Here is a 14,217-nt window from a genome sequence, read left to right as displayed (position 1 = left end):
TTTTTGCAGGTTCGCAAGGGCGTGTGGCCAGTGATGCAACGGGTTTTGCAATTCGACAGCGACGAGGACTTTCTGAAATTGTCGAAAGTGGTGTTGTCAGACGTGGGCGGGTTCGACCTGTACCAATGTCGCAGTCGCGGCCAGATCCTGGGGCTGATTTCCCAGGTCCGCCCCGAGTTGCTGCTGATCGACGTGTCCCGGGCCGATACGGAGAAACAGGAAAGCCTGCTGGACCTGCTGTTCTGGCTGGAATCGCTGGGCCGCATCCCGACGATCTACCTGACCACCTGCGCCGACCCGATCCTGATCCGGCTGCTCAAGGTCCAGGGCGCGCTGGCCGTGCTGCCCAAGCCCTTGGACATCACGAAACTGCCGTCCGAGATCAATACCCGCTTGCGGCCCGGACCGATGATGCACTGACCGGCGATGACGATGGAGGAGAGGGACCGATGCAGCATGAGCGAAGGACACAGCCCGGCCGACCGAGGCGGCACGCCGCCCCCATTGGGCTGGTTCGCCGTGGCGATGCTGGTCGGCCTGCTGCTCTGGGTTCTGATCCTGAAGGCCGGTATCCAGGTCATCCACCTTCTCGCCGGCAAGCCCTGACGTGGTCGGACGAAATACCGGGGTCGAATTGGAGAAAGACAATCCCCCATGGCCGCAACAATACGAGCGGAAATAAGATGTTGTTCAAGATCTATTCGGATGGAATCGAGATCGCCGAATTGCACACGACAGCCGAAGATGCCATGCGCCGGGCCGAAACCACCTATGAACCCGGGCGTGTGCTTGAGGTTTTCGGTACCAGGGGCATAACGCGAAATTGCACCGCGCGCCAATTCCGGCGCTGGTATTACGATCACGACATCGGTCGCTGGATGGAAAGGCGCGGAAAGGCCGTGCGCAAGCCCCGCAAATCGAAACGGCGCATTCATTGAGCAATTCCGAGAAAGAATTCCCAAAGAAAGGGAAATAAACTAGACGCTCGGCCATTCATTGACGCAGGGTTCATTTCAGCACTGATATTTCTGCTGTCTGCTTTTCAACGGAATGCATTTCCACGAGTGGCCCACGATGAGCGTCTCAGGGTCCTCCCAGTCCCTATTGTGGACACCTCCCCCATCGCTTCGGCGGTGGGGGTTCTTTTTCCCCCCCTGTCTCTTCCACCACAGTCTCTCTGCCCCCTCGCCGTCGCCTTTCTGGCGGGGCGCCGACTGACCGCCGACGCATTTCCGCCTCTTGTGTTACGTTATAACATATCATACAACACCCGCCGTTGCGCCATTGCGGGCCGGGCCGCCGCCCTGCCCCGCCCCATTCCGCCCAAGCGAGGTATCCCATGACCGACCCCCGCCTTCCCGTCACCGTGCTGTCCGGCTTTCTCGGCGCGGGCAAGACAACCCTTCTGAACCGCGTGCTGAACAACCGCGACGGCCGGCGCGTGGCGGTCATCGTCAACGACATGTCCGAGGTGAACATCGACGCCGACCTCGTGCGTGCCGACACCGAGCTGTCGCGCACCGACGAGACCCTGGTCGAGATGTCCAACGGCTGCATCTGCTGCACCCTGCGCGACGACCTTCTGGCCGAGGTCCGCCGGCTGGCTGGCGAGGGTCGTTTTGACTACCTGCTGATCGAATCCACCGGCATTTCCGAGCCCCTGCCCGTGGCCGCGACCTTTGATTTTCGCGACGAACAGGGCGACAGCCTGTCCGACGTGGCCCGGCTGGACACGATGGTCACCGTGGTCGACGCGGTGAACCTGCTGCGCGATTTCTCCAGCCACGACGTACTGGCCGACCGGGGCGAGACGCTGGGCGACGAGGACGACCGGACCATCGTGCACCTGCTGACCGACCAGATCGAATTTGCCGATGTCGTCGTGCTGAACAAGGTCAGCGATGCCGGGCCCGAACGCACCGATGCCGCGCGCAAGATCATCCGCAGCCTGAATGCCGATGCCAGGATCATCGAGGCCGACCATTCCGACGTGGCCGCCGGCGCGATCCTCGACACCGGGCTCTTCGATTTCGACAAGGCGCATGAACATCCGATGTGGGCCAAGGAGTTGTACGGTTTTGCCGACCACGTGCCCGAGACCGAGGAATACGGCATTGCCAGCTTTGTCTACCGCGCCCGCCGGCCCTTCGTGCCCGAACGCATCCTCGAGGCGCTGAACGACGAGATGCCCGGGGTGATCCGGGCCAAGGGCCATTTCTGGATCGCCACGCGGCCCGATTGGGTGGCCGAATTCTCGCTGGCCGGCGCGCTGTCCTCGGTCAAGCCGCTGGGCACCTGGTGGGCTTCGGTCCCGCGCGACCGCTGGCCCGACCACGAAAGCGCCCGGTCCTACCTTGCCGCCCATTGGCAGGAGCCCTGGGGCGACCGGCGCCAGGAGATCGTCTTTATCGGCCATGGCATCGACTGGCCCCGGCTGAAGGCCCGGCTGGATGCGTGCCTGTTGCCCGATCACCTGGCCACCGGCCCCGACAACCTGCCCGACCTGCCCGATGCCTTCCCGGCCTGGGGCCACCAGGGGGCCGCGGCATGACCCGCCGGCCCGGTGCGGAGCCCGCCGTCCGGGCGGGCAACCTGGGCCAGACCCGGATCCGGCGGAAACGCCGGACCGGGGACCCGATGCGCGATTACGATCACCTGCCCCCGGAACTGCGCGCCTGGCTGGCCTCGGCCCTACTGCCTTGGGGCCCGCGATCGGCCCGCCGGGCCTTTGACCGGGCGCTGTCGGCCACGGGCAGCATCCAGCAGGCTTTGGCCGCGCTGGACCGCATCGAACGCCGCCAGGTCGCCCGCGACACCCGCCAGACCTGGGGCGACGCCCATCCCTTTGCCGCCGGTTCCTGAACCCGGGGCGAGCGGCAAAGGGCCGTCGCCCCGACCGGGCATGAAGCGCGGCGTGGCCCGCGTTGATCGCAACGGGCGAACCGGCTGCACCAAATCGGCCCGTGGGCCTGAGAAGATCCGCGTCCCGAGATCGAGCACGATACGACGCTGGCCACCCGGAGACGGCTTCCTGGCGGACCGGATCCCAAACGTTTGGCCAGGGCGTCAAATCCTGAGCGTAATTGACACGTCGCCATCCTATGGCGGACGTTTCCCTGGAAAGCTGGCGATCCCTTGAGGAAGCATCAAGCGGCGGAATTTCAACCGCTTAGCTTGGCTAACAGCCCGAAACTGGGCCTTGAAAACAAAACAGAAATTCGGGGTCTGGCTAACGAGCTGGATGTAGAAAACCCCGCCGCAGCGGCAACTGCGAACGGGGTCAAAACTGTATACGAAGCCACTCAGCTTCAAAAAAATTATACCACAGCCAACGAGTCGCGGGCAAGCGCCATAAAGGTATTCGACCACGCTCTTACCCTCGACTGCTTTGACGGCTGGAACGGCGCAGCCGCTGTCTGGTCTGCCCGTCTTCCCAAGCGTGACCGAGTGCAACTCTCCTGGGCAGCCCTGCGGTCCCTCGACTGGCACGACGCCTACATCACGGCTGAGTCGGTACTGGGGACCTCGACCCCGCCGGGGCCGTCCCTCTTCAACCCGATGCCCGAAGCCCGGTTCTGGGCCGATCGGTCTACTACAGCCGAGTTGGACGCTTATGCCTTGGCTGCGTTCGAGGCCATGACGGCAGATAGGCAGGCTGCATTCCTGGGCCATGTGCTGGGGAGGGCTGCGGCATGATGCGAGCCCGCACTGTGGATGAGCTGGTCTGGCACATGCCGACCGTCGCACGTCTCGCTGAGAACACCTGGGCCAAAAGCTTCGCCCAGTCGATCCAGCGCCAATCCCGGCGTCGGGGCTGGAGACCTTCACCGAAACAACTGTCCGTCATGCAGGCGCTGGTCTCCGACCTGTTTGCTCATGGCGGCCAAGAGGAGGGCGACTTCGACGTGATCGAATAGCCCCGCACCCCGCGCGCTCGGCCCGTCGCCTGAGGGCTATGGGCCAGCGCGCTCTTCCGGGTTTATGCGCGGCTTCCCCCGATCACCATCGCCGATGCGAATGGACATCAAAGAGCTGTGCCACGGTTTACCGCCTTCCCGTGCCAAAGGCGGACATGACGTTCCGGGGACATCACCCGACCCTGCCGCTGTCCGGCTCCTGCTAGGCGCGGCGAGATGCGCGACTACTAAACCCCACCGGCTGGTGCAGGTCGATACAGCGACCGTGACAGATCGGGGACCGAGGCAAGGACAACATGGTGAGCCACGAGCTGACCACCTCGTCATCGGGTCGGGTGCAAAGCCCGAGGGGAAGGCGGCTGGCCACCGATACCTGGCATCGCGCGGATACGGAACGAGGCAGCGCAGGGCCTTCCCTCTTGATCGGGGGGAAGGAGCGGGTGGGGGAACTGCGTCTAACAGGAATTACGTCATGAATGCTGACATATTGGTCCCAATGCCCCCGTTTCCATGCAGGGGTGAAACCGACGGTCCAACCGTTTTTTTCTCTCTCCCGAAAAATTCCGGGGAGGGCTGCTGATGGCTAGGGCATCGAAGGAGGCGATGGCCGCTCTGCGCTTTCTTCCCAAGCTGGTGGTCCCCGAGGGGCGGACGGCAGGGAAGCGGCTCAAGCTGGCGGGATATCAGAAGGACTTTGTTCGCGGCGCCTTTGCAAAGGACGTGGGTGTCGGGCTGCTGTCGATCGGCAGGGGCAACGCCAAGACGGCGCTGTCCGCTGGCATCGCGCTTGGTCACCTGATGGGCGAGATCGCCGCGCAGCCCAAGCGGGAGATCCTGTTTGCAGCCCGGAACCGGGATCAGGCCAAGACGGCTTTCGCTTTCCTGGTCGGATTCATCGAAGGACTGCCCGAGGACGATCAGGAACAGTTCACCATCCGGCGGGGCTCCAAGCTGGAAGTCGAGACGGCCGAGAACGGCGGCGGGCTGGCCCGTGTCATCGCGGCCGATGGCAAGTCCATCCTGGGCGGGGCTCCGACGCTGGCCATCCTGGACGAGCGAGCGGCCTGGGAACGCGAGAAGGGCGACAATCTCGAAAATGCGATCTTGTCTGGCCTGGGCAAACGCGACGGGCGGGCGCTGATCATCTCGACCAGTGCACCCGACGATACGAACACCTTCTCCCGCTGGCTGGATGAGCCCCCGCCGGGAACCTACGTGCAGGAACACCGGCCGGAACCGGGCCTGCCGCCTGACGACCTGGAAAGCCTCCTGATCGCCAATCCCGGCGCCCGAGAAGGCATCGGCTCTACACCCGAATGGCTGGTGGCGCAGGCGCGTCGGGCCATCGCGCGGGGCGGCTCTGCCCTGTCTTCGTACCGCAACCTGAACAGAAACGAGCGGGTGGCGTCGGATGACCGGTCGGTGCTGGTCACGGTAGACGAATGGCTGGCGGCGGAAGTGTCACCCGACGATCTGCCTGATCGTGACGGGCCGGTGATCCTTGGCGTTGACCTGGGCGGCAGCCGCAGCATGTCAGCGGCGGCGCTGTACTGGCCCGAGACCGGCCGGCTGGAAGTCTTCGGGGCCTTCCCTACCAAGCCCGGCCTAGCGGATCGCGGCGCGGCTGATGGCGTCTCCGGGCGTTATGGCGAAATGCACGACCGGGGCGAACTGGTGGTCATGGGCGACACGACAGTGCCGGTAGATCGCTTCCTTGCCGATGTGGTCGAGCGCCTGGATGGGCAAAGCCCGGCGGCCATCGTCGGGGATCGCTTCCGCCATGCCGAGTTTGTCGAGGCGCTGCGCGGCGCTGGGCTGGATCGAGTCCCCTGCGTCTGGCGGGGCATGGGCTGGAAAGACGGTTCCGAGGACGTGGAGCGGTTCCGGCGGGCGCTCTTTGAAAGCCGGGTGCGGACGTTGCCCTCGCTGCTGCTGCGCTCTGCCTTCGCGGACGCGATCACGCTGATTGATCCGGCAGGCAATCACAAGCTGGCGAAATCCAGATCGACGGGGCGGATCGACGCTGCGGCGGCAACGGTCCTGGCCGTTGCTCAGGGCATCCGCATGGCTGGCGCACCCAGGAACAAAGGAGGAAGGATCGCATGGGGATGACGCAAACCGCATCGCGGCTCACCGCAAAATATGGTCAGCCGGCCACGCTTCTGCGGCCCGGCGAAGGCACAACGGACAGCTTGGGGGGATACATCCCCGGTCCAGACACTGAATACCCCTGCACCGCATTCGTGGCCACTTTTACCGTGAATGAGGAATTTATCGCGGCTGGATTGATGGATGTCGGCGATCAACGAGTCCTGGTTTCCGTCGATGGCCTGACCATCGAGCCGAAGACGACGGACAAGATCAGGGTCGGAGCGATCATGTTGGGGATCGTCCGTGTTGTCCCGCACGCTCCCGGCGGGACCCTCTTTTTCTGGGAGGTGCAGGCGCGTGACCTCGTTTAAGCGCAAAGAGCACATCCGCCATTCTCGGGCGATCACACGCGGTCCGCGCTGGAAGGCTCTGCGGATGCGGGCGCTAGACCGTGATGGCTGGGCCTGCGTCCAGTGCGGCACCCACAAGCGGCTTGAGTGCGACCACGTCCTGCCCGTCAGGACTCACCCCGAACTCGCCTACACCCTGAGCAATTTACAGATCCTGTGCGGTGCCTGTCACACGCGCAAAACCCGAATTGAGGTGGGGCACAAGCCCCTGTCCCCAAAGCGCCAAGCGTGGCGCGACCTGCTGAACAATCAGCAAACCCCTACCGAGCAGAAAGGATAGACCCATGCTCACTTCCACCACGATCCAGCGGCGGCAATCCGAGATCCGCCAGAACCTTGCTGAACTGTCGGCGAAAGACGCCCCGACCGAGGACGAGATCCGCAACATGGATACGCTCGACAAGGAATATCGGACCAACGAAGTCCGCTTCCGGGCCGCGCTGGCGGCCGAGGACACCGAACGCCGGGAGGCCGGGGCCGAGCTGGAAACCCGCTCTGACCGCGAATGGCGCGATCTGATGGCCGGCTTCGAGATGCGCCAGATCGCGGCGGCTCTGGACCACGGGTACCAGATCAACGGCCGGACGGCCGAGATCGTTACCGAGCTGCGCACTGCCGGCACGTATCAGGGTATCCCGGTGCCGTGGGAAGCCCTGGAACTGCGGGCCGGTGAGACCATCGCCAGCGGCGGGCCGGACCCGATCCAGACGCGGCCGATCATCGACCAGCTCTTTCCGGGCTCTGTCGCGGCCCAGATGGGCGGCCAGATGATCAGCATCGACAACGGGGAAATCGAATGGCCCGTGGTGACGCAGGGCGCGTCCGTGGGCTGGCAAACCTCGGAGACCGGCGCTGTCGGGGCTGCCCAGGCATTCCAGACCACGGACAAGGCGCTGGCACCGGATCAGACACTCGGGGTTCAGATGAAGATCACCCGGAAGGCTCTGAAACAGTCGGGGGCCGCGCTGGAACAGGCGGTGCGCCGCGATATGAACTCGGCCATGGCGGTGGAGATGGATCGTGTCGTGTTCCTCGGGTCCGGCGCGGATGGCGAGCCCCTGGGCGTCATCACCGGGGCGGCGACCTACGGCATCACGTCCACGGATGTCGCGGCAACCGCAAGCTGGTCCGCCTTCCGCGCGGCCGTGACCCGGTTCATGACCGCGAACGCTGCCACGGGTCCGAAGGCGGTCAAAGCGATGATCCGGCCCGAGCTCTGGAACTACCTCGACGGCATCATGGTCGGTGATGGCGGGTACAAGTTCGAGTACGACCGGCTGGCCGAAGCAATGGGCCAACTGCTCATGACCACAAACGGCCTTGCCGCCCCGACCGCAGGAACCCCGGACGTGACGCAATCCCTGCTGACGACCTCCGCCGGCGGTGTTGCCCCGATCTTCGTCGGCAAGTGGGGCGCCATTGACCTCATCCGCGACCCGTTCAGCGATGCTACCTCGGGCGGCCTGCGGCTGACCGCGTTGGCGACCATGGATGTCACGGTTGCGCGTCCGGCACAGCTCGAACTGCTGACCGGCCTGGAGCTTGGCTAGTGCTTTGGGGCGGCTCCAACGGCGGGCTTGAGGTCCGCACCTCTGCGGGCGGTGCAACCGTCCTGCGGGGCCGTTTCCCGTACTCCGTCCCGACCACCCTTCAAGGTGGCCGGGAACGGCGGCGGGAAGTCTTTCAAGCGCGCGCCTTCGGCACATCCCTGGCCGATGGCGGCGACGTTCACCTGCTGGTGCATCACGACTTCGACCGACCGCTTGCCAGCCGTGCGGCGGGATCGCTGGACCTGACCGACGACGACGACGCCCTGACCTTCGAGGCGCGCATATCGCCCGAACTGGTGGACGTGTCTCACGTTCGCGACTTCCTCGGGACGCTCCGGGCCGGTCTGGTCAAGGGCATCTCCCCCGGCTTCCGGGTGCCGCAAGGTGGCGATCTGGTGAAGCGTGATGGCGACGGGCTCATCCGCGTGGTGCGCTCCGCCGATCTGGTGGAGATCAGCGCAGTCACGAAACCCGCTTATCCGGCGGCGCAGGTCGAGGCGCGGAGCTGGCAAGTAAGCGGTGTTTCAGCTCCCAACACCGCTATCGCCCGCAAACGGTGGAGGGCCTGACCATGGCAACGACGATCAAGGAAACCGAGGCTGTCCCGAGTGCGTATCCTGACCTGCCCGACGGTTTGAGCAATGCAGCTCTGTTCGTGAACAGCTTTGCCATCTGGCAGCGGATTGAGTCCTATTGCCGGGTGCGCTGGACGGCGCGGACGGTGACTTGGGTTGTGGAAGGTCAGGGAGACTGGCAGCCGCCCCTGTCACCTGCAACCGTCAGCATCGTAGAGGTCTGGGACGCAGACGATGGATGGGTCGCGACCTCGCCCGGCGCGTCACCTCTGGGCGGATACTGCTTTGATGGGTGCGGACCCTATCAGGTCACGGCGGAGGTCGGCGGCGGTGACGTTCCTGCGGCTGTGTCCGAGGCGTACCGGCGACTGGCGGAATACCTGGCCGACGAACCCGACCGGGCAGGCGTATCGTCCTATTCAGTGAACATGGGCGGGGCCATCGAGGAAAGCTATCAGCGCAGCCCGACGTGGTCAGCGCGGGCGCTGGAACTCAGCGGGGCGGCGGACCTTCTGCGCCCCTACAAGCGGAGGGCCTGAGCATGTGGCCATTCAAAAAACGGGGTACGGGCGACCACACCCCAAACGAAACCCGGTCCAGCGGATCGGGATACACTGCGGCGATCATGGCGGCGCGCGAGGCGTATATCTCCGGCGCGTCTGGCCTGGCCGAACTGACCGGGACCGTGCAAACCTGTGTGACACTTTGGGAAAGCGGGATCGCTCTGGCCGATGTCGAGGGGACCAGCTTGTTGACCCGGCGTGTCATGGTCATCGCCGCGCGGGCGCTGGCTCTGCGGGGCGAGGCGGTGTTTCTCATCCGCGAAAGCGGGTTGATCCCCTGTTCCGACTGGGATCTGCGAACCGCGAACGGCGTGCCGACTGCTTATCGGGTCAGTGTGTCCGAAGCGGGCGGCGGGACCACGCAGACCGCCCTGGCTGACGAGGTGTTGCACTTCCGGATCGGCGTTGACGGGGTAACGCCCTGGGCCGGTCAAGCTCCGCTAAAACGGGCACGATTGACCGCTGGTATGCTGAACGCGGTCGAGACGGCACTAGCGGAAGTCTACGAGACGGCGCCGCTGGCCAGTCAGATCGTCCCGTTCCCCGAGGCACCGCAAACCGACCTGGAACAGATGGCGCGCGGGTTCCGGGGCAACAGGGGCAAGGTGCTGATCCGAGAATCGGTCAACGTGGCGGCTGCAGGTGGCCCCGCCCCAGCTCAGGACTGGAAGCCACACGATCTGTCTCCGGACTTGTCCAGGTCAATGACCAAGGAAAGCTTAGACGCGGCCCGCAACAGTATCCTCGGGGTGTTCGGCGTCCTGCCCGGCCTGATGTCGCCAGCCACGACCGGCCCCATGGTGCGCGAGTGTCAGCGCCATACCAGCCAATGGATGCTTCAGCCGATTGCCGCGCTCATGGCCGAGGAAGCCTCCGAAAAGCTCGGGACGCCCGTCACCATTGACACCATGAGACCGCTGCAAGCCTTCGACGCGGGCGGCCGAGCTCGTGCTGCGGCGACCCTCGTGCAAGCTCTAGCGATGGCCAAGGAAGCGGGCGTGGATAAATCCGAGGCTTTGCATTTGGTGGATTGGGAATAAGGCAGGTCGTGCCCGTTCGGTTGCGGAGGAACCGGCAGAAAGACACCGTTAGTCGGTGAGTGGGTAAACCCCGACAAGGTGCGGTCCCTTCTGTAATGGCGGGGGACGCGGCACGGATCGGTACGGGTGGGACCGGGGCCGATCAGCAAGGGCCGGGGGCATCATGCCTCCGGCCCATCTGCGTTTGAAACGCAGATGGCGTCACTGGCGACACATCCGGTTAACTGTCCGTTCATCGCCAAAGATCGTAGGGCCATCTTTCGGCCCAATCTTTCCATCGTTTTGCAGCGGCTTTTGCGCTGCCAGCTTTTGCGCTGTGACTTTCACCTTGGAACGAGCCTGTGGCCTCCCAAACCGTTTTGGCTTTTTGGGTCACCCAGATTTGAACTGTCTTCTCTCCGACCGTCACAGAGTGTAGCCATGACTGGTACTTCATCAGATTTCCTTTCTCGGTCAATCCACAAGCTAGGCGATCTTAGGGAGGGTGCTTCTGGCCTATTCGTCTTCGTCTGCGGCCAGCGAAACCAAATGGCCTAGGTATTTAGGTATGATGGCCGTGAAGTCTCGGGACACTCTATTCTTGTTGCCTTTACTTTCATTGAAGATATCTTGGAGCACGTTCTGCGAGACTGCACCTTCCGCGAAGTCTGGGTCACGCTCAACCAGTTCGGCAACACGATAGATTAGGTTATTCACAAGCCTTTGGTTTTCCGGAGAGCTACTATCTGTTTCGACCTTTTGGGCTTGGTGTTGGACCTTCGTGAGAGCGCTTTTACTCATTCCAGCTAGGAACTTTGCAATGAGTAGCACCAGCAGCTTCAGGTCTTCGGACTGATCGGGATACTGCTCTTCCAAGGTCGCAACTATCTCGGCGTTCATGGATCTGTTGTTCGTTTCGGCGGCCGTTCTGATTCGATCCCGCATCCCGTCAGGGAGGCGGAGCATGAATTGATCTTTGAGTGCGCGGTTCTGCTGTTCTGCCATGATAGCCATAGGCTATGTATTCTCCGTTGACGCAATCGTATCCTTTGGATACTACTATCCATAGGCTATCATCGAGAGAGACATGCGTAGTCCACACAAGCAACTCCAACTTCGCCTACCGCCAGATCTGAAGGACTGGATCGCGGCGCAGGCCGAAAAGAATGGATGCTCGCAGAACAGCGAAATCATCCGGGCCGTGCGCGACCGCATGGACCGGCTCGAACAACGTCAACCCGAGTAAGGAGAATAGGCGATGACAGACAGTGACCGTGAATTCGCAAAAGTGCTGAACGCGCTGGTGGAATGCCGCCGCGAGCTTTGGTGCGCCAGGAAGACCAAGAGTAAAACGGACGGCTTCGACTATCCACTGACACACGCAGAAGAAGCCGCCAAAAAGACTCTGGCACTGTATCGCGGTCAGTTTGCCGCCGTGGAAGGGAGGTCCTGACAATGACTGAGCAATCGACTTTGCCCCAATCACATCGTGACTACGAGTTTGGATCCTTCTCTGAACGCCTGAATCATTTCTGTGCGCTGTTCGAGATCGAACCGCCGGAGATCATCTACGTTAACGGCGAGCCCACGCTTACCGATCCTCTTGTGGATTGGATCAAAGAGACCAACGCCAACATGGATTGGCTCTTTGCTGGGATCCCGGATGCCATGCTGCGCGAATGGTGCAAGAGGCGCGACGAAGACCGCAGTATGATCGAGATCAACCAACAGCTTGAACCCGAAGTACAGAAGGGCTTGCTGGCCCTGCTCAAAGCCGTGGTCGTACACAACCTGCCGATGGAAGAGCCTTTGCAGACCTTCGATAAGGTCGTGAGGGACTGGCGCGCTGCCGGCTGAGGCTCGGGTCGCCTGAGGTTCCGGAAGGCGTGAGTGTGATGGTGCTTGCCACGTAGTTTTGGATGAAGTAAATTCAAAACCAATATAGAGGTAAGACATGACAACCGTTGCTGAATTGGTCGCAGATGTGGCCGAAATCATGAAAGAGCGCCCCGAGACGGTTAATGCCTATGCTCGGGCGCTCATCGACGCCGGCGACCTGCCGAAGAGCCGGGGCCGCGCCATTGCGCATGTAGAAATCGAACACATCGTCAAACTCGTTCTCGCGGTGGCGATGACCCCTCGGATCAAGGACGCGTCGTCGGAAGTTCGGAAATACTTCGACATGCGCCGTCCCGGCGTCACGCCCAGCTTTCCCGAGAAATTGCAGGGACGAGCCGGTGATGAGCTGTGCGATCTTGTTAGGACAATTCTCTCATACGACGAAGACGCCAGCGAGGATGAGAAGGACTTCCGCCACCAGTGCCTGGATGCCACGATCACGATCACGCTGAACTGGCCGGAGATCGAAATTCACATCCGAAACGGCATTATTCGTTTCAAGGAAGGCGGCAGTCCTCACACTTGGGATGGATACATCAAGCGGACTGTGACCATCAGCGGCCGGGCTTTTGGCATGCTCGGAGTTGGTAACGGCCGCGACTACATCAACGAGGTTGCCGACTGATGGCTCCCCGCCCCGCCCCTCTCAAGCAATCCGATTTGACGCGCTACGCGAAGGCCTTGGAGGCTGCGCGTGTGCGGGAATACCGGATTGTTGTTCGGCCGGACGGGACACACGAAATCATCGTCAGCAAGAACGACGACATTTGCGAAAAGAGCGATTGGGATTGATGAAGCACAAGATGAAGTATCCTGGCGCTTCGCCTTACAATGACGCACGCGGGAAGCGACGCTGGCGCTATAGGAAGAACGGCAAGACCTTCCAGCTCGGCACCGACTATGGCTCCGAGGAATTCAAACGACGCTACGAAGAGGCCGTCAAGGGCACGAAACCGCAAGGGCTCATCGGTCAGGATCGTGTTGTGGACGGGACCGTCAACGACCTGGTGGCGCGCTGGTACAAGGTCGCCTTTGCTGGTGAAAATCTCAGCGACAGCACCAAGCGGACCTACCGCGCGATCATCGAGCGGTTTCGCGAAAAGCACGGCGAAAAGCGCGTAAAGGGCATGAAGGTCCATCACGTCGAAGCCTTCCTGGCCGAGATGGCGGACACACCGGCAGCGGCGAACAACTTTCGCAAGCGCCTCGCTCAAGTTCTGGATCTGGCCGTGAAGATGGAGTGGCTGGCGTCAAACCCGGCCCGGCAGGCCAAGGCCCTAGTCTACGAGGTCAAGGGCCATCACACTTGGACCGAATCCGATATCGCCGCATTCTACGATCATCACGCGCCCGGCGGCATCGCCCATAGAGCCATGACCTTGATGCTCTGGACCGGAGCGGCGCGTGTGGATGCCGTGTATCTCGGTTGGTTCTCCATCAAGGACACCCCGGACGGCCCGAGGCTGCAATACCGCCGCCAAAAGACCAGACGACAGAAGAAGGCCCCGCCCCTCGTAAGCATTCCAATCGCGCCGGACTTGGCCGATCTGATTGCTGATCTGCCGAAAGACGGCACCTTCTTGCAAACCAAGTTCGGTAAGCAGAGATCGGCAAAGAGTTTGACCGGAGACATGCGCAAGTGGTGCGATGCCGCTGGCCTGCCGGACTGCACCCCCCACGGGTTGCGGAAGGCTATCGCCCGTCGACTGGCCGAATCTGGTGCATCAGCGTCACAGATTGGCGCTGTCACAGGGCACAAGACGCTCGCCGAAGTTCAGCGATACATCGACGAAGCGAACCGCGAAGCAATGGCCACAGATGGCATGGAGTTGCTTTTGTCGAGACCGAACGGCGAACAAAAGGTGGCTAACCTACCGCAAATGTTAGCCAAAAAATCAAGTAAGACCTTGAAGTAAGGAGAAAAAATAAGGTGTTTGGCGATCCCTTGAGGACTCGAACCCCAAACCTGCTGATTAGAAGTCAGCTGCTCTATCCAGTTGAGCTAAGGGACCGCTGCCCCTGCGATGTGCAGCAGCTGTCACCATATTTCAAGCACTCAATGGCCCGATCTCCGCATGGTCTCGCCGTCGACCGCAGCTCGCCCCCGTCGACCTCATGGCCCCTCCACGTCGTCGGCATGCCCGCCTCAGCCTGCCGTATGCCCGCCTTAACCGACCACATCGTTCGCGCCGG

At 62.5% G+C, this 14,217-nt stretch carries 20 protein-coding genes and 1 tRNA gene; 19 read left to right on the top strand and 2 right to left on the bottom strand.

Features of this window, described 5'->3' with window-relative positions:
- The first annotated feature begins 33 nt into the window (after positions 1 to 33).
- The 14 genes from ACK3BB_RS06355 (at position 34) to ACK3BB_RS06290 (ending at position 10,146) form a co-directional block, all read left to right on the top strand.
- Positions 34 to 420, top strand: coding sequence for a hypothetical protein (locus ACK3BB_RS06355; protein ID WP_428927881.1), 387 nt, complete (start codon positions 34 to 36; stop codon positions 418 to 420).
- Positions 421 to 456: 36 nt separating this feature from the next.
- A complete protein-coding gene (locus tag ACK3BB_RS06350; RefSeq protein WP_428927880.1) occupies positions 457 to 606 on the top strand; it encodes a hypothetical protein in 150 nt (49 codons plus the stop codon).
- Positions 607 to 683: 77 nt separating this feature from the next.
- Positions 684 to 938: a hypothetical protein gene (locus ACK3BB_RS06345; RefSeq protein ID WP_428927879.1), complete on the top strand. Its 255-nt coding sequence runs from the start codon at positions 684 to 686 to the stop codon at positions 936 to 938.
- Positions 939 to 1,339: 401 nt separating this feature from the next.
- On the top strand, positions 1,340 to 2,551 hold the full coding sequence (locus ACK3BB_RS06340) for a GTP-binding protein (RefSeq protein ID WP_428927878.1): 1,212 nt from the start codon (positions 1,340 to 1,342) through the stop codon (positions 2,549 to 2,551).
- A complete protein-coding gene (locus ACK3BB_RS06335; RefSeq protein ID WP_428927877.1) occupies positions 2,548 to 2,862 on the top strand; it encodes a DUF6525 family protein in 315 nt (104 codons plus the stop codon). Before ACK3BB_RS06340 ends, ACK3BB_RS06335 begins: the two co-directional genes overlap by 4 nt.
- Before the next feature lie 312 nt (positions 2,863 to 3,174).
- The gene (locus ACK3BB_RS06330; RefSeq protein WP_428927876.1) at positions 3,175 to 3,696 is read left to right on the top strand and encodes a hypothetical protein; all 522 of its coding nucleotides are present in this window, start codon (positions 3,175 to 3,177) and stop codon (positions 3,694 to 3,696) included.
- Positions 3,693 to 3,917 (top strand): hypothetical protein, encoded by a 225-nt coding sequence (locus ACK3BB_RS06325; RefSeq protein ID WP_428927875.1) that lies wholly within the window; start codon positions 3,693 to 3,695, stop codon positions 3,915 to 3,917. Before ACK3BB_RS06330 ends, ACK3BB_RS06325 begins: the two co-directional genes overlap by 4 nt.
- 603 nt (positions 3,918 to 4,520) lie before the next feature.
- On the top strand, positions 4,521 to 6,029 hold the full coding sequence (locus tag ACK3BB_RS06320) for a terminase large subunit domain-containing protein (protein WP_428927874.1): 1,509 nt from the start codon (positions 4,521 to 4,523) through the stop codon (positions 6,027 to 6,029).
- Complete coding sequence (locus ACK3BB_RS06315) at positions 6,020 to 6,379, top strand: hypothetical protein (protein ID WP_428927873.1); 360 nt, start codon at positions 6,020 to 6,022, stop codon at positions 6,377 to 6,379. The genes ACK3BB_RS06320 and ACK3BB_RS06315 overlap by 10 nt, the downstream gene beginning before the upstream one ends.
- Positions 6,380 to 6,443: 64 nt before the next feature.
- Complete coding sequence (locus ACK3BB_RS06310; RefSeq protein ID WP_428928689.1) at positions 6,444 to 6,698, top strand: HNH endonuclease; 255 nt, start codon at positions 6,444 to 6,446, stop codon at positions 6,696 to 6,698.
- Positions 6,699 to 6,702: 4 nt separating this feature from the next.
- Positions 6,703 to 7,968, top strand: a complete 1,266-nt coding sequence (locus tag ACK3BB_RS06305; protein WP_428927872.1) for a phage major capsid protein — start codon at positions 6,703 to 6,705, stop codon at positions 7,966 to 7,968.
- A complete protein-coding gene (locus tag ACK3BB_RS06300) occupies positions 7,968 to 8,537 on the top strand; it encodes an HK97 family phage prohead protease (RefSeq protein WP_428927871.1) in 570 nt (189 codons plus the stop codon). Before ACK3BB_RS06305 ends, ACK3BB_RS06300 begins: the two co-directional genes overlap by 1 nt.
- A gap of 2 nt (positions 8,538 to 8,539) precedes the next feature.
- A complete protein-coding gene (locus tag ACK3BB_RS06295) occupies positions 8,540 to 9,082 on the top strand; it encodes a hypothetical protein (RefSeq protein ID WP_428927870.1) in 543 nt (180 codons plus the stop codon).
- Between the two features lie 2 nt (positions 9,083 to 9,084).
- Positions 9,085 to 10,146: a phage portal protein gene (locus ACK3BB_RS06290; RefSeq protein WP_428927869.1), complete on the top strand. Its 1,062-nt coding sequence runs from the start codon at positions 9,085 to 9,087 to the stop codon at positions 10,144 to 10,146.
- Positions 10,147 to 10,641: 495 nt separating this feature from the next.
- Here ACK3BB_RS06290 and ACK3BB_RS06285 read toward each other — a convergent pair whose 3' ends face one another.
- Complete coding sequence (locus tag ACK3BB_RS06285; protein WP_428927868.1) at positions 10,642 to 11,139, bottom strand: Arc family DNA-binding protein; 498 nt, start codon at positions 11,137 to 11,139, stop codon at positions 10,642 to 10,644.
- Between the two features lie 73 nt (positions 11,140 to 11,212).
- Between ACK3BB_RS06285 and ACK3BB_RS06280 the strand changes: the two genes are divergently transcribed.
- The 5 genes from ACK3BB_RS06280 (at position 11,213) to ACK3BB_RS06260 (ending at position 13,940) form a co-directional block, all read left to right on the top strand.
- Positions 11,213 to 11,371, top strand: a complete 159-nt coding sequence (locus ACK3BB_RS06280; RefSeq protein WP_428927867.1) for an Arc family DNA-binding protein — start codon at positions 11,213 to 11,215, stop codon at positions 11,369 to 11,371.
- A 12-nt stretch (positions 11,372 to 11,383) separates the two neighbouring features.
- Positions 11,384 to 11,578: a hypothetical protein gene (locus ACK3BB_RS06275; RefSeq protein ID WP_428927866.1), complete on the top strand. Its 195-nt coding sequence runs from the start codon at positions 11,384 to 11,386 to the stop codon at positions 11,576 to 11,578.
- A 2-nt stretch (positions 11,579 to 11,580) separates the two neighbouring features.
- On the top strand, positions 11,581 to 11,982 hold the full coding sequence (locus tag ACK3BB_RS06270) for a hypothetical protein (RefSeq protein WP_428927865.1): 402 nt from the start codon (positions 11,581 to 11,583) through the stop codon (positions 11,980 to 11,982).
- A gap of 97 nt (positions 11,983 to 12,079) precedes the next feature.
- Entirely contained in the window at positions 12,080 to 12,649 is a 570-nt protein-coding gene (locus ACK3BB_RS06265; RefSeq protein WP_428927864.1) for a hypothetical protein, read from the top strand.
- Positions 12,650 to 12,815: 166 nt separating this feature from the next.
- On the top strand, positions 12,816 to 13,940 hold the full coding sequence (locus ACK3BB_RS06260; protein ID WP_428927863.1) for a tyrosine-type recombinase/integrase: 1,125 nt from the start codon (positions 12,816 to 12,818) through the stop codon (positions 13,938 to 13,940).
- 19 nt (positions 13,941 to 13,959) lie between these two features.
- Here ACK3BB_RS06260 and ACK3BB_RS06255 read toward each other — a convergent pair.
- Positions 13,960 to 14,036 (bottom strand) — tRNA-Arg (locus ACK3BB_RS06255).
- Positions 14,037 to 14,217 lie beyond the last annotated feature (181 nt).

Origin of the sequence: Marinibacterium sp. SX1, from assembly GCF_050389775.1 — a bacterium.
GTDB lineage: Bacteria > Pseudomonadota > Alphaproteobacteria > Rhodobacterales > Rhodobacteraceae > Marinibacterium.
Note: the sequence above shows the minus strand (reverse complement) of the source record. Positions and strands in the feature narration are given on the sequence as shown.

Bases quoted from the DNA above. Each gene is read 5' to 3' on its own strand.
- ACK3BB_RS06270 (WP_428927865.1), top strand. From the start codon at position 11,581: ATGACTGAGCAATCGACTTTGCCCCAATCACATCGTGACTACGAGTTT.
- ACK3BB_RS06290 (WP_428927869.1), top strand. From the start codon at position 9,085: ATGTGGCCATTCAAAAAACGGGGTACGGGCGACCACACCCCAAACGAA.
- ACK3BB_RS06285 (WP_428927868.1), bottom strand. From the start codon at position 11,139: ATGGCTATCATGGCAGAACAGCAGAACCGCGCACTCAAAGATCAATTC.
- ACK3BB_RS06280 (WP_428927867.1), top strand. From the start codon at position 11,213: ATGCGTAGTCCACACAAGCAACTCCAACTTCGCCTACCGCCAGATCTG.
- ACK3BB_RS06345 (WP_428927879.1), top strand. From the start codon at position 684: ATGTTGTTCAAGATCTATTCGGATGGAATCGAGATCGCCGAATTGCAC.
- ACK3BB_RS06355 (WP_428927881.1), top strand. From the start codon at position 34: ATGCAACGGGTTTTGCAATTCGACAGCGACGAGGACTTTCTGAAATTG.
- ACK3BB_RS06275 (WP_428927866.1), top strand. From the start codon at position 11,384: ATGACAGACAGTGACCGTGAATTCGCAAAAGTGCTGAACGCGCTGGTG.
- ACK3BB_RS06315 (WP_428927873.1), top strand. From the start codon at position 6,020: ATGGGGATGACGCAAACCGCATCGCGGCTCACCGCAAAATATGGTCAG.
- ACK3BB_RS06260 (WP_428927863.1), top strand. From the start codon at position 12,816: ATGAAGCACAAGATGAAGTATCCTGGCGCTTCGCCTTACAATGACGCA.
- ACK3BB_RS06295 (WP_428927870.1), top strand. From the start codon at position 8,540: ATGGCAACGACGATCAAGGAAACCGAGGCTGTCCCGAGTGCGTATCCT.
- ACK3BB_RS06350 (WP_428927880.1), top strand. From the start codon at position 457: ATGAGCGAAGGACACAGCCCGGCCGACCGAGGCGGCACGCCGCCCCCA.
- ACK3BB_RS06265 (WP_428927864.1), top strand. From the start codon at position 12,080: ATGACAACCGTTGCTGAATTGGTCGCAGATGTGGCCGAAATCATGAAA.
- ACK3BB_RS06340 (WP_428927878.1), top strand. From the start codon at position 1,340: ATGACCGACCCCCGCCTTCCCGTCACCGTGCTGTCCGGCTTTCTCGGC.
- ACK3BB_RS06325 (WP_428927875.1), top strand. From the start codon at position 3,693: ATGATGCGAGCCCGCACTGTGGATGAGCTGGTCTGGCACATGCCGACC.
- ACK3BB_RS06320 (WP_428927874.1), top strand. From the start codon at position 4,521: ATGGCCGCTCTGCGCTTTCTTCCCAAGCTGGTGGTCCCCGAGGGGCGG.
- ACK3BB_RS06305 (WP_428927872.1), top strand. From the start codon at position 6,703: ATGCTCACTTCCACCACGATCCAGCGGCGGCAATCCGAGATCCGCCAG.
- ACK3BB_RS06310 (WP_428928689.1), top strand. From the start codon at position 6,444: ATGCGGGCGCTAGACCGTGATGGCTGGGCCTGCGTCCAGTGCGGCACC.
- ACK3BB_RS06335 (WP_428927877.1), top strand. From the start codon at position 2,548: ATGACCCGCCGGCCCGGTGCGGAGCCCGCCGTCCGGGCGGGCAACCTG.